The organism is Haloferax sp. Atlit-4N (assembly GCF_003383025.1).
GTDB classification, from domain to species: domain Archaea; phylum Halobacteriota; class Halobacteria; order Halobacteriales; family Haloferacaceae; genus Haloferax; species Haloferax gibbonsii.
In genome coordinates this window covers 713,310-732,647 of record NZ_PSYY01000002.1, presented here as the reverse complement: position 1 = coordinate 732,647, position 19,338 = coordinate 713,310, and the positions used below count along the sequence as shown (strand labels likewise).

General features: G+C 65.5%; 17 protein-coding genes. 12 read left to right on the top strand and 5 right to left on the bottom strand.

Annotated features, from left to right (window positions below):
- Nucleotides 1–89 precede the first annotated feature (89 nt).
- Nucleotides 90–1,796, top strand: coding sequence for an NAD(P)/FAD-dependent oxidoreductase (locus C5C07_RS12890; RefSeq protein WP_115805211.1), 1,707 nt, complete (start codon nucleotides 90–92; stop codon nucleotides 1,794–1,796).
- Nucleotides 1,797–1,835: 39 nt separating this feature from the next.
- On the opposite strand, the gene C5C07_RS12885 is transcribed toward C5C07_RS12890, so the two are convergent.
- Nucleotides 1,836–2,159, bottom strand: a complete 324-nt coding sequence (locus C5C07_RS12885) for a hypothetical protein (RefSeq protein ID WP_115805210.1) — start codon at nucleotides 2,157–2,159, stop codon at nucleotides 1,836–1,838.
- Between the two features lie 317 nt (nucleotides 2,160–2,476).
- Between C5C07_RS12885 and C5C07_RS12880 the strand changes: the two genes are divergently transcribed.
- Entirely contained in the window at nucleotides 2,477–2,770 is a 294-nt protein-coding gene (locus tag C5C07_RS12880; protein WP_004975763.1) for a hypothetical protein, read from the top strand.
- A 326-nt stretch (nucleotides 2,771–3,096) separates the two neighbouring features.
- Entirely contained in the window at nucleotides 3,097–3,558 is a 462-nt protein-coding gene (gene lrp, locus C5C07_RS12875) for an HTH-type transcriptional regulator Lrp (RefSeq protein ID WP_004975762.1), read from the top strand.
- A gap of 2 nt (nucleotides 3,559–3,560) precedes the next feature.
- Here the strand turns inward: lrp and C5C07_RS12870 are convergent, their stop codons facing one another.
- Nucleotides 3,561–5,711 carry a PAS domain S-box protein gene (locus tag C5C07_RS12870; RefSeq protein WP_115805209.1) on the bottom strand — a complete coding sequence of 717 codons (2,151 nt, stop codon included), beginning with the start codon at nucleotides 5,709–5,711 and terminating at the stop codon, nucleotides 3,561–3,563.
- A 74-nt stretch (nucleotides 5,712–5,785) separates the two neighbouring features.
- Nucleotides 5,786–6,487, bottom strand: a complete 702-nt coding sequence (locus tag C5C07_RS12865; RefSeq protein WP_115805208.1) for a hypothetical protein — start codon at nucleotides 6,485–6,487, stop codon at nucleotides 5,786–5,788.
- A 351-nt stretch (nucleotides 6,488–6,838) separates the two neighbouring features.
- Here C5C07_RS12865 and C5C07_RS12860 point away from each other — a divergent pair, with 351 nt between their 5' ends.
- Nucleotides 6,839–7,231 (top strand): DoxX family membrane protein, encoded by a 393-nt coding sequence (locus tag C5C07_RS12860; RefSeq protein ID WP_004975755.1) that lies wholly within the window; start codon nucleotides 6,839–6,841, stop codon nucleotides 7,229–7,231.
- A gap of 36 nt (nucleotides 7,232–7,267) precedes the next feature.
- On the opposite strand, the gene C5C07_RS21710 is transcribed toward C5C07_RS12860, so the two are convergent.
- Entirely contained in the window at nucleotides 7,268–7,444 is a 177-nt protein-coding gene (locus C5C07_RS21710) for a hypothetical protein (RefSeq protein WP_193492551.1), read from the bottom strand.
- A gap of 95 nt (nucleotides 7,445–7,539) precedes the next feature.
- Nucleotides 7,540–8,703 (bottom strand): PAS domain-containing protein, encoded by a 1,164-nt coding sequence (locus tag C5C07_RS12855; protein ID WP_115805207.1) that lies wholly within the window; start codon nucleotides 8,701–8,703, stop codon nucleotides 7,540–7,542.
- Between the two features lie 191 nt (nucleotides 8,704–8,894).
- Here C5C07_RS12855 and C5C07_RS12850 point away from each other — a divergent pair, with 191 nt between their 5' ends.
- The 8 genes from C5C07_RS12850 to C5C07_RS12815 all read left to right on the top strand — a co-directional run bounded on the left by C5C07_RS12850 (nucleotide 8,895) and on the right by C5C07_RS12815 (nucleotide 19,184).
- On the top strand, nucleotides 8,895–10,310 hold the full coding sequence (locus tag C5C07_RS12850; RefSeq protein WP_115805206.1) for a hypothetical protein: 1,416 nt from the start codon (nucleotides 8,895–8,897) through the stop codon (nucleotides 10,308–10,310).
- 659 nt (nucleotides 10,311–10,969) lie between these two features.
- A complete protein-coding gene (locus C5C07_RS12845; protein WP_199522735.1) occupies nucleotides 10,970–14,245 on the top strand; it encodes a 5'-nucleotidase C-terminal domain-containing protein in 3,276 nt (1,091 codons plus the stop codon).
- The gene (locus C5C07_RS12840) at nucleotides 14,238–15,128 is read left to right on the top strand and encodes a hypothetical protein (RefSeq protein ID WP_115805205.1); all 891 of its coding nucleotides are present in this window, start codon (nucleotides 14,238–14,240) and stop codon (nucleotides 15,126–15,128) included. Before C5C07_RS12845 ends, C5C07_RS12840 begins: the two co-directional genes overlap by 8 nt.
- A gap of 63 nt (nucleotides 15,129–15,191) precedes the next feature.
- Nucleotides 15,192–15,797 carry an acetyltransferase gene (locus C5C07_RS12835; protein WP_115805204.1) on the top strand — a complete coding sequence of 202 codons (606 nt, stop codon included), beginning with the start codon at nucleotides 15,192–15,194 and terminating at the stop codon, nucleotides 15,795–15,797.
- A gap of 277 nt (nucleotides 15,798–16,074) precedes the next feature.
- The gene (locus C5C07_RS12830) at nucleotides 16,075–16,275 is read left to right on the top strand and encodes a hypothetical protein (protein ID WP_004975735.1); all 201 of its coding nucleotides are present in this window, start codon (nucleotides 16,075–16,077) and stop codon (nucleotides 16,273–16,275) included.
- 258 nt (nucleotides 16,276–16,533) lie between these two features.
- Nucleotides 16,534–17,337: a DUF502 domain-containing protein gene (locus tag C5C07_RS12825; protein ID WP_004975733.1), complete on the top strand. Its 804-nt coding sequence runs from the start codon at nucleotides 16,534–16,536 to the stop codon at nucleotides 17,335–17,337.
- 372 nt (nucleotides 17,338–17,709) lie between these two features.
- Nucleotides 17,710–17,886, top strand: a complete 177-nt coding sequence (locus tag C5C07_RS21875; protein ID WP_231608273.1) for a hypothetical protein — start codon at nucleotides 17,710–17,712, stop codon at nucleotides 17,884–17,886.
- Between the two features lie 317 nt (nucleotides 17,887–18,203).
- Nucleotides 18,204–19,184 (top strand): CARDB domain-containing protein, encoded by a 981-nt coding sequence (locus C5C07_RS12815; protein ID WP_115805203.1) that lies wholly within the window; start codon nucleotides 18,204–18,206, stop codon nucleotides 19,182–19,184.
- Nucleotides 19,185–19,338: the final 154 nt, after the last annotated feature.

The following is a 19,338-nucleotide window of genomic DNA, read 5'->3' as shown; positions in this document are numbered from 1 at the left end:
AGGTCTGTTTGCTGTTTGAATGGTGTCTCACGGCTTGAGACGCCATCTCAGGGAATGACTATAATCGTGACCTATCCGTCAAACGGAACATGAACGGGACAGGTTCGACCGACGCAACCGGGAACCGACAGCACGGACGACGCGACGACCGGGCCGCCGGTGAGTCGTCGCCGACGGACTCCTACGACGTCATCGTCGGCGGCTCGGGGATGGCGGCGTCTCTCACCGCGATGATTCTGGGGAAACGCGGCCTCGACGTGGTGATGCTCGAAGCCGGGTCGCATCCGCGGTTCGCCGTCGGCGAGGCGATGCTCCCGCAGAGTTCGATGTGGATGTGGATTCTCGGGGAGTACCACGGCATCCCGGAGATTCAGTACCTCAGCGACACGAACGACATCGTCGACAACGTCACGCCGTCGTGCGGCATCAAACACTCCATCGGCTTCGCGTACCACGACCCCGACCGCCCGGTCGCGGCGGACCACAGCCACCAGTTGATTCCGCCGAGCCTGCCGTTTTACAGCGAGAGCCACCTCCTGCGTTCGGAGGTCGACCACTATCTGGTCGAGGCCGCCCGGGGCTACGGCGTGGCATACCTCGACGAGACCGAAATCACCGGCGTGGATATCGGACAGGACGAGGTGTCGGTGACGACCGACCGCGGTCGTATCGAGGCCGCCTTCTACGTCGACGGCACCGGCGGGAACTCCGTCCTCGCCGAAGAGATGGGGTATCGCGAGGACGCTCCGGCGTTGGAGACGGATTCGCGCGCCATCTTCACGCACGTCGAAGGACTCGCTCCGTTCGACGAGATACTCGACGAATCCGCCCGCCCCGGACAGTCTAACCGCCTCCACGACGGGACGCTCCATCACGTGTTCGACGGCGGCTGGATGTGGGTGATTCCCTTCGACAACTTCGAGCGCTCCGAGACGAACAAAGCGAGTCTCGGGTTGGTACTCGACCGAACGCAGTACCCCACAGACGAGTCGGTCAGCGCCGAGCGAGAGGCTCGACGAATCATCGCCGACTTCCCCGATATCGAACGCCACCTCGCGTCGGCGACGACGGTGCGACCGTGGGTTCGGACCGGGAGACTCCAGCGGACCGCCAGTCAGTCCGCGGGGCACCGACACTACCTGACCAACAACACGTACGGCTTCGTCGACCCGCTCTACGCGGTCGGGCTCGTGAACACCCTCGAATCCGTCTTCGTGTCGACCAACCTGCTGTTGGACGCGTTCGAAGACGGCGAGTTCTCGGCGGCGCGCTTCGCGCCCATCGACGAGATGCACCGCCGTCAGCTCGCGACCAACGACCGGGTCATCAGCAACGCGTACAAGTCGATGGGCGACTTCCGACTCTGGAACGCGTGGACCCAGATGTGGCTGGGGCAGGTCCTGTTCCACGACCTGTACATCCAGCGACACTGCTTTACCTACCTCGCGTCGGGACAGCCCGCCGAGTTCGACTCGCTTCTCGAAGAACCGACGCCGGGCGACGGCGCCCCGTTCGTCCCGCAGAAAGCCGAGATACACCGACGGATGGGCGAGATACTGGACGCCTACCGGGCGGGCGATGCGAGCGTTGACGAGGCGGCCGGCTTACTGTTCGCGGAACTGCGGCGGGCGGACTGGCTCCCGAAGCACGTCTACGACTGGGGCGACGAGCGGGCGCGGCACGTCGACTTCTCGGACCCCGAACTGGTGGGGAAACTCATTCAGTGGGGGAAGACCGACTCCCCCGAACAGCTTCGAGCGGAACTGTTCGATTTCCCCGTTCCCGAGATGGCGTGACCCCATGAACACGGCTACAGCGGCACCGAGGACTGTGGATCACTCGTCGTCGTCGGACCCGGGGAGCCGCCGAACGGCCTTCTCCCAGCTATCGCGGGCGGCCTGCCCGGGGTCGGCAAACGGGTCATAGGTGATGTCTTCCGTGCTTCCGAGCTGACGACTCCCGTCCTGACCGGCCGCGCGTCGCCACAGCGCGACCACCGATGCGAGGACGACCACGGCGAACAGCCCGCCCAAGAAGATGTTGACCGGGTACCCGAGTCTGGGCACGACGAACACGAGGGCCAACGCGAGCGCGGTCAACTGGAACGCAGACAGCAGATAGCTGAGCCACGTCCCAGAGAGTTCGAGCGTCCGGCTCATCTCTCGGGGACATCGACCCACTCCGGTAAAGACCTTCACTTGACCTGAGGCGCGAGGGAACTTGCTTAAGCTGCGACCGGAGCGACCGAAGGGAGAGAGACAGCGTTCACGAGCGCGGTACCCGCGTGAGCGAACGAGACGTAGGTGTCTCGTTAAGCCGGACACTTGTGCAATCATCGAACGAAGTCCGCACGAGTTCGACGCACTCGTCGAGTGGCAAGGAGCCATCGCGCGCCGCCGCCGACATCCATGATGATTCCTCACGTCATGTCGGGGCCGAAATAAACATATGCGGCCGGGCGAGTGTACCTGCACGGATGCCGACGCGAGAGCACATCGACCAGAAACCCACGAGCGAGCAGCGAAGCGAACTCGCTGCGCAGGACACCCGCGACGACGACGACCGCGTGGCTACGACACCCAACGGCGCGTACACCGGCGGCTACGCGTATCACGAACTCGACGAAGACGGCGAACTGGTCTGTGGCGGCCACAGCGACGGTCGGTTCGTCGAGGTCACCCGCGCCGAGGCCAAGCGAACGGGCAAGACGCCCTGCGGGAAGTGCGAGTGGCTTCTGGAACTACAAACTGAGTCGTCGACTTCCGACTGAGGCCGTCAGTTTCTTTCGACCCGCGTGAACTGCCGCGGTCGCGTCCGCGACGTGAGAGTTATCGCAACCACGATTTAATCGAACAGCGATCGAGAGGTCGCATCGGGTGTGTCAAACTGAGGCGTTCGTACTGGTCTCCAGCGACCGCATGTTCATCTCGAAAACGCACCGTTGTCGGAGGGTGCGGGTGTGAAGACGGGGCAGCGCGCGTGCGTGTCCGGCCCGACGAGCGTTCGAACGGTTTTCAGCATGAAAGCGGCAACTATTCACCGGATTGTCAACTTCGACCGGGAGGTTAATCACAATCAACTGCAAACTACCCGAGTATGACCTACGAAAACTTGGATTCCGACCTCATCAACGCGCTGTTGAAAGACGGGCGACGTAGTCTTCGAAGCCTCGCCGAAGAACTCGACGTGTCGGTGACGACCGTCTCGAACCACCTGCGAGACCTCGAAGACGAGGGCATCATCGAGGGCTACACGCCGCGTCTCGACTACGACGAACTCGGCTACGACGTGACCGCGGTCATGCACCTCAAAGTCGAGGGGAGCGCGCTCACGGACGTCACCGACCTGCTCGCAAACGAGCCGCAGATGGTCTCTGTGTACGAGGTCACCGGCGACTACGACGTCCTCGCGGTTGGCAAGTTCAGAAACACCGACGACATGAACCGCCAGATCAAGGCGCTGTTGAGCGAAGCGCCGATTCGCGAGTCGAACACGAGCGTCGTCCTCAACGCGGTCTCCGAAAACGAGCAGTTCGACCTCGACGCCGGCGACGCGTAGGCTCAGTCGACCCGAAAGTCGAAGCGCGCACCACCCTCGGCTCCTTCCGAGACCGCCACCTCCCACCCGTGGGCGGCGGCGACCTGCGAGACGATGTTCAGCCCGAAGCCGGTGCCCTCGGGAGACGTGGTGTAGCCGGCTTCGAACACGGTGTCGCGGTCGTCCTCCGGGATGCCCGGGCCGTCGTCTTCGACGAAAAAACTGCGGTCGGTCTCGCCGACGGTGACGGTCACGTCGCCGTCGTCGGAGCCGTGCTCGACCGAGTTCCGGAACAGATTTTCGAGGAGTTGCTGCAACTGGTCGCGGTCGGCGTCGACGACGGCGTCGGTCTCGATGACCAGCGTCGCGCCGTCGGTCACGACGTTCTGCCAGCACGCCCGCGCGAGGTCGGCCAGCCCGACCGGTTCGACCTCCATGGCGTCGTTGCCGTTGTGGGCGAGCACCAGGAGGTCGCTGATGAGGTCGTCCATGCGGTCCAGCGCGCGGTCGATAGCGTCGAGGTGGTCGCTGTCGCAGTCGTCTTGGAGCATCTCGAGGCGGCCCATGGCGACCTGCAGCGGGTTGCGGAGGTCGTGGCTCACGACGCTCGCAAAGCGGTCGAGGCGTTCGTTCTGTTCGACGAGTTCGGCCTCGCGTTCCTTCTGTTCGCTGATGTCGCGAATCATCGCGACGAACATATGCTCGCCCTCGACGTTGAGTTGGATGAGGTGTATCTCGGTGGGGAACGTCGTCCCGTTCTGCCGTTCGAGTTCACCCTCGAAGCGGTGTGGCTCGTTCGCCGGCAGCCCCGTCCAGAACGCCCTCGAGCGCTCCGGGTCGGACGTAGGGTCGAGGTCCCAGATGGTCTTGCCAACGAGGTCCGCCTCACTGTAGCCTAACTCCTCGCACATCCGCTGGTTCACGTCTTGGATGGTGCCGTCGTCGTCGTGTACGACGACGAGGTCCGGCGAGTGTTCGAACAGCGCTTCGAGTCGCGCGGTGTTCGACCGGAGGAGTCGCTCGTAGGTCTTCCGCGGCGTGATGTCGTCTTGGAAGCCGACGAAGAGGTCGACGCTCCCGTCGTCGAAGATGGGCGCGATGCGGACGCGGTTCCAGAACTCGGTGCCGTCCTTGCGGTAGTTCAGGAGCTCGGTCGTCACGGGTTCGCGCTCGTCGACCGCCGCTCGGAGTTCGGCGACGGCCGCCTCGTCCGTCTCTTCGCCCTGCAGAAACCGGCAGTTTCGCCCGACGGCTTCGTCACGGCTGTATCCGGTGATGTCGGTGAACTCGTCGTTGACGTAGACGATGGGGTTGTCGGCTTGGTCGGGGTCCGTGAGGACGACGCCGATCGGGGCCTCGTCTATCGCCCGCTCCCGACGCGACAGTTTCGTTTCGAGTCTGTCGCGTTTCGAGACGCGCGACAGCGTCCAGACGAGCGACCCGTCGGCCGTGGACGTGAGCGTGTGCTCCACGTCGACGAGGCTGCCGTCCTTCCGCACGAGCGACGACTGTCCCGACCACTGTCCCTCGCGCGCTTCGGGGAGTACCGAATCGTAGACCGCCTGTACGTCGTCGTCGGGATAGAACGCCTCCCAGTGGCGACCGAGGAGTTCCGCGCGCTCGTAGCCGAACAGCTCAGTACAGGCCGCGTTGGCGTACTCGATACCGCCGTCGTCGCCGAGAATACAGACGGCGTCGGTCGCGTTCTCGATGGCCGCCAGCCCCCGGTTGAGAGACTGCGAGGCTCGATACCGCTCGACGGCGTTCTCGACGCGGTTGGCGAGCAGTTGGTACCGACTCGTGTCGTCGCCCTTCCGGAGGTAGTCGGTCACGCCCGCCGAAATCGCCTCGCTGGCGACTTCCTCGCTGCCGTTCGCGGTGAAGAGAATAACTGGGAGCTCCGGATACTCGGCGCGGACGCTCGCCAGCACGTCGAGGCCGTCGAGGTCGGGCATATCGTAGTCGCAGACGACGCAGTCGAACGTCGGGCCGTCGCGCCGAACCCGGTCGACCGCGACCCGCGGGTCCGTCTCGGTATGGACGGTGATGTGCTCGCACTCGCGTTCCAGCGCCGCCGCGACGAGCGCCGCGAACTCGGGGTCGGCATCGACGTGCAGGACGTCGATAGGCGACGACTCCGAGAGCGAACGCGGCGTGTCGCGAGGCGAGTCCATTCGTGGGACAACTGTGACCGCACCGCATCATAATGGTTGCTGCTCGCGGGACGACCGAACGGGGGACGGCCCCCTCAGTCGTCGAGGTCGTCGATGGTGTAGTACACCTTCACCTTGCCGGGGTTCCCGCGGTCGGAGTCGATGGGAACCGTGTTGGTCACCTGCTGTGGGTTGTCGCACGCGAGCGTGATATCGACCGGCTCGCTCCCCTCGTCCGGCGTCCCTGTGAACCAGTCTCTTGGCGGCTCTCGTTCCGTGATTTTCGTCACGATCGTCTTCGGTTCCGACCCGCTTCGGGGGACCTTGAAGTTGTCAATCGCCACGCCGAGGTTTCGCGTCGACCCCGTCGGGAGCCTGAGCGACGTGTGTTCGGACTGGCCGCCGCGGATGTCGTGTTCGATGTCCAGTTCGAGCGCGCCTTCGCCCGGACCTTGACCGCTGATGAACTCGACTTTCTCCGCGCGGACGACAACCTCACACAGGTCGCCGTGGTCGTCGTCCGGTTCCCCGGCGATCGTTCCCATGTGGACCTGGACGTGATCGGGGTTTTCGAGGCTGATGGACTTGATGCCGCCGTAGATTCGGTAGCCATCGGATTTCCCCCAGACGGTTCCGTCTGCCGTACTCCCGGACACTTGGTCTGCCGGACCCGTGGTGACGGGCAGTCCGCCGAGCCTGCCGCCTACTTTTTCGATGTCGCCAGTCGCCTGAATCGTGTAGTCGGACTTTCCGGCTCCGAGGCCTTCCAGCACGACGTAATGCTTCGGGTTTGCCATGTCAACGCACCACAAACAGATATCAACTCGTTATTGGTTAATTGTTATGAATGTTCAACGAGTTCACACAATTGGCGAGTTTGGTGTCCGGCGCGTTTCGGCCCGAATCGGAGCGCAGTCGGAGAGTCAGTGAGACGGTGGGCACGGTGTTTTCCGCGGACAGTAGTCGACAGAAAAGGGAACGCAGTACGGACCTCTCAACTCAGACAGAGGGAGCGAACGGCTTAGTTGGCGGCTGTACGCCTCGGGTTTGGGGTTCTGGTGCTGGGGCAGGGCCACCTCTCGTACTAAAACGTTCTGGCCGGTTTGTAAACAGTGCGCTTATAATTAGGACGCCATTTTCGAAACGTGATGACAGCCCCCGACGACTCCGAACGCAGCACGCCATCGCGGCTCGCCCGCGCCCTCTTCGCGAGCGGTCTCGCCGTCCTCGCGATTCGCAACCTGACCGACCTCGACGGCCGCATCGCCTACGCGGAGGCGAAGGGCGTCCCCGAGGCGGACCGACTCGTCCCCGCCGCGAGCGGCCTGCTCCTCGGCGGGAGTATCGGCATCGGCCTCTGGAAACTCCCCAAACTCGCCGCCGCGAGCGTCGCGGCGTTCTTCGCCGGCGTCACGCCGACGATGCACGACTTCTGGGCCGTCGACGACGACGCCCGCGACGAGGAACTCACCTCGTTCCTCCAGAACCTGACGCTGTTCGGCGCGGCGCTGGCGTTCTTCAAGCGCGCGTCGAACGAGTAACGGCAGATCGCCACACAACCCCTCGCTTTTCTGCGGTCACACGTCGATTGCGTCGTCCACTGCTTCAGCGTCGCGTCTGAGCGTGTACAGGTTGAGCAGCCCGACGATGACCCACCCGACCGCGATGAGCGGTGAGCCATCGACTATCCAGTACACCGCAAAGAGGAACGCACCGAGGGCCAAGAACTGTTGGAGGCGGGAACGTCGGGACATGACTCCAGATGACGAGTCCCGCGGGTGTAGTTCTTACTCGTGGGTTCGACACCCCACTATTTCCAGTAAAGTCGTTGGCGACTGCCGACCCCCCGTCAGGTCGAGTCCGCGCCGTCGCGGCCGGCCTCGCGGTGGAAGCCGATGAAGAACTCGAGTGCGCCGTCGTCGTCCCGAACCGGCTGGATATCGAGGTGGTTCCAGAAGGGTTCGCCGTCGGCGTCGTAGCTGCGAATCTCGGCCGAAATCGGCTCGCCGGCGTCGATAGCCGACCGAATCTCGGCGACCGTTTCGGGGTCCGTCTCGGGTCCGTAGAGGAACCGGTAGTTACGCCCCGTCACCGACTCGGCGTCGTGGCCCGTGAGCGTCTCGAACGCCTCGTTGTGAGAGATGATTGGGGTGTCGGCCTGCGAGGGGTCGATGACGACGATGCCGACGTCGAGGGCGTCGAGCACCCGGTTTTTCAGTTCGACCTCCGCGCGCAACGCATCGACCTCAGTGAGTTCCTGGACGATACAGACGTGTCCGCCGTCGTCCATCTGCGTCAACACGAGTCGCTCGGGAACCGCTTCGCCGTCTTTGGTGACGCCGGTCGAAAAACCCCGCCACGACCCCTCGACTTCGAGTTGCGGGAGGATTTCCTCGTGGAAGCGCCGCGCCTCGTCGTCCGGGTAGAGAACGTCCCAGTGTTCGCCGATGAGTTCGGCCCGGTCGCGGTCGTAGAGCGCGGCGTACGCCTCGTTCAGGTACTGATAGACGCCGTCTCCGTCGATGATGCCGATGCCTTCCTCGGCCGACTCGATGGCGAGAAAGCCGCGTCGCATGTGCGTCTCGGCGCGGTGTTTCTCGACGAGGTTCGACACCTTGTTCGCCAGCACGGGATACTCCTCGGGGCCGCCCTTCTGGAGGTACTCGTCGACGCCGGCGGAGATGGCGCGACTCGCAATCTCCTCGCTTCCCTTCCCGGTAAAGAGGACGAAGGGAATCTCGATGCCCCGCTCGCGCGCCGCCGTGAGGAGTTCGAGCCCATCCATCCCCGGCATGTCGTAGTCGCTCACGACGCAGTCGTACGCGCCGTCGGTGAGTTCGTCGAGCGCCGACACCGGGTCGGTGTACGTCTCCGTCTCGACGTCGTCGAGTTCGCGTTCGAGAAAGGTCGCGGACAGCTCCACCATCGACTCGTTATCGTCGACCAACAGGACTCGCATCGCCCGTCGCTCGGTGCTGAATGGGGCGATGTCGCGGAGCGGAGACACGTCCATACGGTGGGTATCTTCCCTCAGAAGCATAAAAACAGCTACGCAGACAGTCGAGCGCCGCGACCGTGCGCCGCCGACCGTTCCGGTCTCTCGATGCCGGACTCACGCGAACAAGAATCTGTATAGAATATATATTACTAGATGATGTTGGCGGCAATAAATTATATGCCATGTGACGAAGTTGACATCCTCATATGGATGTGGTTAGAAACGTCCGAGAACTCACGGCGGTTCTCGAACAGTTTTCGGAGGCGACGGCAGAGATTCACGGGATAGAACTGGCCAGCGGGGACGAGCCGAGCGAAGACGGCACAGCGGCTTCGGTCACCGTCGAGTACGACCTCGCGTCAGCGTGCGCGGTCGACCCGGACCGACTCTCCGTGTCGTCGCCGGCGGCGTCGATTGCCGACGGCCGACTTCGACTCGAACTCGACGTGGCGCTCGCCCCTCCGGCGACCGAAGACGCCGGACAGGAGTCGGTATCGGCTGAACACGCCGGCACCGACGGCGACCCCGAGCCGGCGGACGCGCCGGTCGCCCGAGCCGACGGTTCCGGGGCGCGCGGCTCGACGGGTAGCGCCCCCGTCGCATCGGTCGTGTCGCCACCGACGATGGAGTTCGCGGTCCCGACGACGAGAGACGAGCCGTCGGAGGACGACCAACCCACACCGGTATCGACGGACGACCCCATCGGGGCGGAGACGGAGACGGACGCGAATACGGATACAGAGACGAGTCCGGACACGGAGGCGGACGCGGACACCGGTACGAAGACGGAGACGAGCGCGACCGCCGCGACAGACGCCGACTCGGTGCCCGCACACCACGACCCCGTTCGGCTTCGAGAGGCGTACGAGGCCTGCGAGACGTTCAAGGAGATGACCGACGCGCTCGGCGTCGACGTGACTCCCCAGACCGTCCGCAACCAGATGATTCAACGCGGGATTCACGAGCCGGAGTCGTACGGCGCGTCGACCGAGCCGGCGGCTTCGACCGAGTCGACCGAGCCGGGCGACGAGCCACGGCAACCGGAGCCGAGCGTCTCTGTCGAGGACAGCACGAGTGGGACTGACCCGTCTCCCCCGGTGGGGACTGAAGATATCGACGGCGCGGCGGTCGAACGTGACACGCCGGACGACGCCGAGACCGACGCGAACGACGAATCGACGTCGGTGTCGGAATCGAAGCCGGACCCGACGTCAGGGCCAAATCCGACGTCAGGGCCGGACCCGAAGTCGGAGTCGGAGTCTGACTCTGAGACGGACCCGGCCACGGACACGGACACGGAGCCGGTCGCGGCGGAGACCGACGAGACGAGTACGACGGCCGAGGACGCGTCCACCGCGACTGAGCTCCCGCCGCTTCCCGCGTCGGTGTCCTCGCTCGACTGCTCGACCGAAGACGTGTGTGCCGCCGTCGCGGGTGCGAAGACGCTGTACGAAGTCGAACGCCGTCTCGGCCTCGACCGCGCGGAGGTCCGCGAGCTATTGACCGCGCTCGACCTGCTCGACCTCGTCACCGGACGGATGGCGCGGCGCGACCAATCGGCGGCGAGTCCCGCCGACGTTCGAATGCGCGTGTGCGCCGCACTCGGCGGAGAGGGAGCATAACCCAACTCGTCACCATTCTCGACGCGTTCGTGGGAGGCCCGACGGATGTTGTGTTGCACGTCCCCGACAGCCGTGTCTGAGCGCTGACGAATCGGTTCAGTGACGGACGCGTCTCGGTGGACAGTTAGCCGAAGGGTGGTGGGGTCCCCCGAGTGGGGGAGGATGGAACGAGAACGAGGGCAACGCCACCAGCATCAGATGATGACGTTCCCGTTCTCGTACACGTTGTTTTGGTAGAGGGTGATATAGATTCGGAAAGTAGGTACTAATTGGAAGTACCGATAGTATGCTGTGGGGGAAAGAGAGAACGGTCTTCGGTGGGTCGACCACCGAACCGAGGAGGTGGAAACCGTTCTCAACTGCTGCGGAATCGGCCAATGGACTTAAATATGGCTATCTCACCTACCACCGGTACGTGCTGCGATACGACCGCCGTTCTCTGGGTCGCCTCTGTTCGTGAACTCCCGGAACTCGACCCGACCCGACAACCACCCGACTGACGTACGAACCGCTCCGTATCGTATGAACCTCCCTATCGCAGTTCTGTCACCTATATAACACTCTTACCAGCGGTTATGACACCCGCCCCGGTGCGGACTGATGTGCCTCCGCACACACCATCACAGACAGTTCTCAGTCGTACTGTAACGGTGCTACTGGTGTTAGTACTCACGACCGCGACGTTCCCCGCCGGTGCGGCGGGCGTCGCGGCTGGGGAGGACGCGAGCGCACTCGATTCGACCGCTCAATCGGCGATGAACGCGTCCGCGCCGACGGCCGTGACCATCACCGAACTCCAGTCGAACACGACCGGCGGCGACGCCTCGGCCTACGCGGGGCAGTTCGTCAGCGTCACCGGGACGGTGACGGCGACGAACGCCGACGGCTTCTTCCTGCAGAACGCCTCCGCGGCAGACGTTCGCCACAGCGGCGTCTACGTCTACGCGGGCGGGTCGTCGAACGCGACCCCCGGCGACGAGGTGCGCGTCGACGCGCCCGTCTCCGAGTACTACGGGATGACCCAGCTCGACCTCGCGAACGACAGCGCCTCGCTGTCGACGACCGACACCGGGTCGGTTCCCGAGGCGACCGCGCTCGCGACGGCGAACGTCTCCCGAGAGGCCTACGAGGGCGTTCTCGTCAGCGTGCGCGACGTCGAGGTCACGGAAACCCCCGGCCAGTACGGTGAGTGGGCGGTCACCGACGGCTCCGGGCCGGTCGCCATCGACGACGCGACGACCGGCGACGACACCACGCCCGGCGAGGTCGGCAGTACCGCCGACGCCGTCGAAGGGCCGGTGTTCTACAGCTTCGAGGAGTACAAGATTCAGCCCGCGTCGGTGACGAACCTGACCGCTCCCGCGGGCGACGACGGCGGTGACGGCGGCGACGCCGGCAACGACACCGCGGGCGCGAACGCGACGACGCTCACGCTCGTCGGCTTCAACGACATCGGCAAGGCGGCCGCCGGCTCCGGCGACGACAAACTCGGCCGGATGATTACGCTCATCAACCGCGAGCGCGCGAACGCTTCCGGTCCCGTCTTCGTGGCCGGCGGCGGCGACGAACTCAGCCCCCACGCCCTCCGCAACTACGACGGCCTGGAACACGGCTACGAGCCGCCGGTGACGGCGATGAACCTCATCGACCCCGACGCCGAGGTCGTCCAGAACCACGAACTCGACTACGACGAGGACGCGGGGACGAACGACTTCGCCGTCTTCGAGGCCATCGCCAACGAGTCGACCTACCCGTGGCTCCTCGCCAACGTCGTCGACGAGGAGACCGGTGAGAACCTCCCCGGGACGCAGAACTACACCGTCGTCGAGCGCGGCGGCGTGAAAGTCGGCTTCTTCGGCCTGACCGACGAGGCCATCAACGCCAAGACCGACGGCGTCATCGAGCGCAACGGCTACACCGTCGTCGACCCGACGACCGCCGCCCAGCGGACTGTCGACACGCTCCGCACCGAAGAGGACGTTGACGTAGTCGTCGCGCTGGCCCCGGTCGGCATCCCGGACTCGAAGGCCCTCGCGCGGAACGTCGACGGCATCGACGCGCTCGTCTCCGGCGACGACCAACAGCGCTACCCGCCGCAGACGACGAACGGCGTCCTCATCGGCGAGACCACCGGGAAGGCAAACGCCGTCATGACGATGGAACTGACCGTCGATAACGGGAGCGTCACCGACGCCTCCGGCGAACTCGTCGACGTGACGACCGACGTCCCGCGAAACGACTCGTGGCAGACGTACATCAACCCGCTCCGCGAGGACTATCTCAACACGAAGCTCGCGACGGCGGTCATGCCCGAGCACACGGGCGTCGGCTCCAGTTACACCGACGACTCGGCGACGGGTCACCTCGTCACCGACGGCGTCCGCGGCTACACCGGTGCGGACGTGGCCGTGACGAACGCCGGCGGCATCCGCGACACGCTCTACCCGAGCGAGTACGGCGCGGGCGAGGAGTTCGACATCACCCGCGGGATGGTCACGTCGACGCTCTCGTTCGGCAACCACATCGTCGTGGTCGAGGTGACCGGCGCGGAACTCCGCGAGGTCGTCAAGAGCCAGATCACGCCGCTGGAGATGGACAACCAGTACGGCACCCAGACCCAACAGCAGGTCAGCGGCGTCACCTTCGAGTGGGTGCCCCACACCGATAGCTCGTCGCCCGGCGAGGGCGACGCGACGATTCGCGACCTGACGGTGGACGGCGAACCCGTCAACGACTCGGCGACCTACACGCTCGCGACCAACTCCTACATCGCCGACGGCGGCAGCGGCTACCCGCTCGGCGACAAACCGCGCGTGTCGGTCTACAACGAGACGACGATGGCCGACGGGGTCATCGGCTACCTGCAGAACCGCTCGACCATCGCGGCCGCCGAAGTCGACACCGAGTCCGACGACCGGATGCGCCGAGTCGACGCGGCGGTCGACGCTGACGCGGTCGACGTGACGAGCGACGACGGCCGGACGACGGTCACCATCGACGCGCCCTCGCGCGTGACCGGCGTGAGCGGAACCGCCGCCTTCGCCGACCGAAGCGGCGGCTACGTCGAGACGACGAACGTCGCCTACGACGGCGCGAGCGGCACCGTCACGGTCACCGTGCCGACGAGCGACCTCGACGCCTTCGGGTCGTCGGTGACTGCGGCGGGGGCGGGCGTCGACCTCTACGTCGACTACACCGACAGCGCGTATTCGAGCCAGTACGAGAACTTCGATTCGGCGGTCCTGAACGCCGACCTCGACGGCGAGGCGACGACGCCCGACCCGACGCCTGAACCGGCCGACGGCGTCGCACTCTCGGTCGGCTCGGACGGCCGGTCGGTCCCCCTCGGCGACACCCGAACGTTCGACATCACCGCGAGCGACGCCGCCGATGGCGTCGGCGCGTACGAACTGACCCTCGCGGTCGGCGATTCGAGCGTCGCCCGCATCACGGGCGTCCAGTTCCCCGACGAACCCGGAACCTCGGCCGTCAACGTCAGCGGCGACGGCAGTGAGGTCCGCATCGAGGCCGCCGGTATCGACGCCGAGACTGACGCGAACGGCTCGCAGGTCCTCGCGACCGTGACGGTCGAAGGCGTCGCGCTCGGCGATTCGACGGCGCTCGAACTGACGCCCGCCGCGACCTACGACCCCGGCGGCACGGCCTACGCGGTGTCGCACATCGACAACCGGCCCGTCACCGTCGAACCCGGCGACCTCACCGGCAACGGCCGCGCGATGGCCGACCACGACGGCGACGGCACCTTCGAGGACGTAAACGGCGACGGCAGCGTGGACATCGTAGACGCGCAGGCGCTGTTCGTGAACCGCGACGCCGAGCCGGTCCAGTCGAGCATCCCCGCGTTCGACCTCAACGACGACGGTCGCGTCGACGTGGGCGACGTACAGCGGCTGTTCGCCTCCACGGATGCGTAAGACGAAGCTGCCCGACCGAGCCGCGCTCGCGGTGCTCGCGGCGCTCGTCTGTCTGAGCGCCGTTGCGCCGCCCGTGGTCGCCGCGACCGACACGACCGTCGGCTTCGACGCAGACGCGGCGACCGTCGAACCCGACTCGACGCGGACGTTCGATATCGTCGTCGACAGCGCCGACGCCGGCGTCGGCGCGTACAACCTGACGGTCGAACTCGACGACGCGTCGGTCGGTCGCATCACCGAGGTCGCAACGCCCGACGGCACCGACCCGCGGCTGCGGGACGTATCGTACGACGAGCGTCGCACGGCCGCGTCGATTGGCGTCATTGGCCTCGACACCGACGACGCTGGTTCGGTGGCCGTCGCGACCGTCACCGTCGAGACCGCCGACGCCACCGGCGACGGCGCGCTCGACGTGTCCGTGTCCGCCCTCGGCGACGAGGACGGGAACTCCTACACCGTCACCGATACGTCGGGACTCGACCTCTCGGTCTCGGAGTCGTCCGGCGGTGGCGGGAGTGGTGGTGGCGGGAGCGGTGGTGACGACGACCCGAACGACGGTGGTGACGACGGCGATGGTCCGGACTCCGGGTCGGACGGCGACTCCGACGCGGACGACGAGTCGGACGACGCGACCGACCAGCCCGCGACGACCGAGTCGGCGTCGCAGTCACCCACGCCACCCGCGTCGACCGCGAGTCCGACGGCGACTGACGGCGCTGAGACGACTCCGAAGGCGACCACGCAGTCTGCAACCGCGACCGAGACCACGACCGAGCGCCGGACCACGGCGACCGGCGTGCCCGGTTTCGGCGTCGCTCCCGCGGTCGCCGCCATCGCGGCGTTCCTGTTCGGGTTCGGACGCCGGGCGCGACGCGAGGACTGAGCGAACGCGGGCTCTCAGGGCCCGTGTCGAATCTTTATCCCTGTGGACGTCTAGCAGGGAGGTATGAACGGCCCGGACACCGCGGACGAAACGAGCTTCTATCTCGACTACGAGCTACAGGTCGACGCGACCCGCGACGCCGTAGCGAAGCTCGCTCGTGAGGTCCTCCAGTACGAGTGGGCCGACTACCTCCGCGCGTCGCCGCCGGAAGGCCCCCACACGTGGCACGCCCTCGACTCGGGGAAGCCGTGGGGCCGCGTCACGCCCACGGCGTGGGAGCGCGGTCGCGACCACGGCTACGACCTCCACTTCGAACACTACCCGACGCCGCGCGCCCTCCAGCGCGGACAGTTCCGACTCGAACTCCACCTCGAAGACGGTATCCACGGCGACGCCGACTTCTCGGGCGACTCGCCGTACGCGGCGCTCCGCGAGCGACTCGTCGCGGCGTTGGACGAGGTGCGCGAGGACCGCGACGACCTCCCAGCGGGCGAGTTCGGCACCGGGCGGACGCTCTGGCGCGTCGACTCGCACTTCCTCGCGGGCGACACCGTCGCCTACTACGAGGCGCTCCGCGAGACGCTGTCGGCGCACGACGCGTTCGTCGACGCCGTGGCGGCCGTCCTCGACGACGAACTCCCCGAGCACGACCCGTTCGAGCGCGACTGACGCGCCGAGCGGGAGGCTCGACGACCGGGACGTGCTGACCGACGCGAGGCTCGACGAGTGGCGACGCCGACGACTCGGACGCGAGTCAAACGCTCCGTCGGGCCTCGACTCGGACTGCCTCGGCTCCTGTCTCGTCGGTACCGCTCCGACCAGTTCGAAGGAGAGTGGAATAGAAAGTGAACAATCAACCCGACAATACCACTATATAGCTACATTTCAATAGCGTATCTCCGAAACGTCGAAAGAATTATATCTCAAACCGTGCGTTAGTGAAACGATGGCACAAACACTCGAGGTCGCCCCGCACGTGATCACGGAGGGGTCGACCATCCGGCATTCGACGCTGTGTACGGAACAGACGGTGGTGGAAATCGAAGACGAGACCGTCCGGACGATGTACGACGACGAGGAGTTCGTCTACCCGCGCGAGCAGCTCGCGGTCGACCTCTCGGTCGGTCGGTTCGAAGTCGTCTCCTGACCCCGCCTTCGGGACGGCACGGGCCACCGTCTCGGCTTCCGTCGTCGCTCACGGCTCCCGCGAATCCATCCGGCCCGCTTCGGTCCCCGTTTTCGTCGTTCTACGCGACTCGCCCGTCGCCTCCCGCCTCGCGAGCGACTCCGCCGCAGCGCGTCTCGAAAATCCAGACGGTTCGACTGCCGACACTATTTTCACGGCCCACATGAATCTCCCGCCGTGTCCTCCGCAGACCCTCCGCGCTCGCCGGGAACGCTCGCCGTGAGCGCCAAAGAGACCGGCCAATCCCTGTACGAACGGGCGTACAACACGCTGCTGACGGGCGTGGCGATCATGATCCCCATCGTCATCACGCTCTACGTCCTCCGAGTCGGCATCGACTTCGTCAGAAACGCCCTCGAACCGTTCATCGACCTGCTCCGCTGGGCGGGCATCATCAGCCGCTTCGAGAGCGTCGAGTTCATCACGCTCCTCATCGACCTCGGTATCTACTCGTTCGTCGTCGACTTCTTCACCGAACTGGTCGCCCTGCTCGTCCTCTTCGCCATCGTCGCGGTCGTGGGGACCGTCGGCCGCAACCAGTACGGCGAGAAAATCATCGGCGTGTTCGACCTCGTCATCTCCTCGATTCCGGGTATCGGCACGGTGTACAAGAGCTTCCGCCGCATGGGCGACGTAGTGCTCGACGAGGGGGCCGACGAGTTCCAGGACGTGAAACTCGTCCAGTGTTTCGACGACGACGTGTACGTGCTCGGCTTCCAGACGGGCGGCTCCCCCGCGACCATCGAACAGTCGACCGGCCACACGGAGATGGTCTCGATGTTCCTCCCGCTCGCGCCCAACCCGGTCACCGGCGGCCTGCTCACCTACATCCCCGCCGACGACGTGTACGACATCGACATGACCGTCGAGGAGGGCGTCCGGAGCATCCTCACGAGCGGCGTCGCGACCGACGAGGATTCGGGCGCGCTCGGCGTGAACATGTCCGAACTCCGCGGCACGGAGCGGTTACAGGACATCCGCGAGTCGATGATTACGAGGGAGCGAAAGGAAAAGCGGGACTGACCGGGCGTCTCTCGCGGGACCGTTGGCGGGCGGCTGTCCACCACGGCGACCGCGTGTGTTGTCCCCGACGCCACCTTCCGTTCCGACGATAGACCGCTCGCCTCCCACCCCGAATCTGTCAGCGTATCTAATGTTTATATGTCTGCTCTGCGAAGTGTGGTGTGATAGCTTATGGCACCGCCACCACGGGTTCTCGTCTACGGACCACCGCCAGAGCGAGCTTGGCATCCGCGGGGCGACGTCGAAATCCGATACGTGACCGAGACCGCGCCCCTTCGCCGACTCGTCTCATCGAAAGATCCGACGGTCGTCGTCTGTCTCCACGCGCCGCCGTCCTATCGAGGGGGAGTCGCCGCGCGCGTCACTCGGAACGTGGACGATTCCCAACCGCTCGTCGTCACCGGCTGGGAGACGTCTCGTTCGCCCGCGCTCGAAACGGTCGATTCGGACCTCGTGAAAACGGTCGGACTCCCCGACGACGAGCCGCTCCCGGAAGCGCTGTTCGACGTCGTCGACAAAGTCGGTGCCGGCCTCGACGCCCACGCGTGACGCGGGCTCATTCACCCCCTCGGCGACTGCCAAGCGGCGGAAGTGGCAACCCTCCGACTGACCGTAACAATTAGCATGGTTGATTCTTCTTGTCATATCGTGAACGTCGAGTAATCACGTGCTCGCACGGCGATTCACGGCAGTACGACGCGTGAGGGGCTGCTGCCGACCGCCGTTACCGACGGCTTCGCGCAATCCACGCCGTGCGTGATCCGTGATAGTTCGACGGACAACCCGAAACCAACTATGAGTTCTTCGAACACGCCCGGTTCAACGCGAGTCGTCTGGACAGCGCCCAACCGTTTGGGGGATGCGACATGAAACTGAACGCGCGCCACGGCTACCTTCTGCTTCTGGTTTTCGCGCTCGCTGTCGCGCCAGGAGTGAGCGCCGCGGCCGGGTCGACGGACGTCGCACTCGAACCGACGGGTCAGACGGTTACGAACGGCGAGGCGGCGACGTTCGACGTGGTCGTGACGAACGCCTCGGGCGGCGTCGGCGCGGCCAATATCTCGTTCTCGGTCGCGAACGATACTGCGGCTATCACGCAGGTCGCGTTCAGCCACGAGGCGGCGGAGGTCAACACGACGTACGCGAGTGACAACAGCTCCGCGATGCTCACCGGCTACGGGCTCGATACAAACCAGACCGGCCACGTGGTCGTCGCCACCGTCACGGTCGAAGGGAACGCGACGAGCACGGCCGAAACCATGGTCACGCCCGAGGTCAACGCGCTGGGCGACGAGGACGGTAACGACTACAGCATCGGCGATGAGCGGTCCGCACAACTCGAGATAACGACCTCCTCGTCTGGCGGCGGCGGTGGCTCCGGTGACGATGGAGACGATAGCGATGGTGGCGGTGACTCCGGCGGCGGCGACGGCGACACGGCGTCGACGACCGTCACCAACCTCTCAGTCGCGACGACCGACGTCGAAACCGGCGAGAGCGTCGAAGCCACGGCGACCGTCCTGAACGACGGGGACGTGACGACGAACGCGACGGTCAATCTCACGGTCGATGGGTCGATTGAGTCGACCAAGACCGTCACCGACCTCGAACCCGGCAACGAATCGACGGTCGTGTTCCTCCCGGCGTTCCAGCAGGCGGGGACGTACAACCTCTCTGTCGGGGGCGAATCGGCGACGATCACGGTCGCCGAGCCGACCACGACCTCCGACCCGGTGACGACCGAGACGCCGACGGAGACGGAGAGCCAAGCGCCAGGGTTCGGCGTGTTGTCGGCGCTCCTCTCGCTGGTTGCGCTCATCGGTGCGGCGCGTCTGCGGGCTAACTAACACCTCGATTCAGTCGCGCTCTGCGTGACGGGTCGAGGCCCTGCGGCGCAACCGATTTTGACTGCGCCGGCGGTCATCGGCAGCTTCGAACTGCCGTGTGAGTGTCGTCTGACCGATGAGTCAGCGGAACCACACACACTTAATGTGAGCGCTC

Coding starts and splice junctions, on each gene's coding strand:
- C5C07_RS12830 (WP_004975735.1), top strand. CDS start 16,075: ATGGCACAAACACTCGAGGTCGCCCCGCACGTGATCACGGAGGGGTCG.
- C5C07_RS12865 (WP_115805208.1), bottom strand. CDS start 6,487: ATGGCAAACCCGAAGCATTACGTCGTGCTGGAAGGCCTCGGAGCCGGA.
- C5C07_RS12870 (WP_115805209.1), bottom strand. CDS start 5,711: ATGGACTCGCCTCGCGACACGCCGCGTTCGCTCTCGGAGTCGTCGCCT.
- C5C07_RS12840 (WP_115805205.1), top strand. CDS start 14,238: ATGCGTAAGACGAAGCTGCCCGACCGAGCCGCGCTCGCGGTGCTCGCG.
- C5C07_RS12835 (WP_115805204.1), top strand. CDS start 15,192: ATGAACGGCCCGGACACCGCGGACGAAACGAGCTTCTATCTCGACTAC.
- lrp (WP_004975762.1), top strand. CDS start 3,097: ATGACCTACGAAAACTTGGATTCCGACCTCATCAACGCGCTGTTGAAA.
- C5C07_RS12860 (WP_004975755.1), top strand. CDS start 6,839: ATGACAGCCCCCGACGACTCCGAACGCAGCACGCCATCGCGGCTCGCC.
- C5C07_RS12850 (WP_115805206.1), top strand. CDS start 8,895: ATGGATGTGGTTAGAAACGTCCGAGAACTCACGGCGGTTCTCGAACAG.
- C5C07_RS12815 (WP_115805203.1), top strand. CDS start 18,204: ATGAAACTGAACGCGCGCCACGGCTACCTTCTGCTTCTGGTTTTCGCG.
- C5C07_RS12885 (WP_115805210.1), bottom strand. CDS start 2,159: ATGAGCCGGACGCTCGAACTCTCTGGGACGTGGCTCAGCTATCTGCTG.
- C5C07_RS12855 (WP_115805207.1), bottom strand. CDS start 8,703: ATGGACGTGTCTCCGCTCCGCGACATCGCCCCATTCAGCACCGAGCGA.
- C5C07_RS12880 (WP_004975763.1), top strand. CDS start 2,477: ATGCCGACGCGAGAGCACATCGACCAGAAACCCACGAGCGAGCAGCGA.
- C5C07_RS21710 (WP_193492551.1), bottom strand. CDS start 7,444: ATGTCCCGACGTTCCCGCCTCCAACAGTTCTTGGCCCTCGGTGCGTTC.
- C5C07_RS12890 (WP_115805211.1), top strand. CDS start 90: ATGAACGGGACAGGTTCGACCGACGCAACCGGGAACCGACAGCACGGA.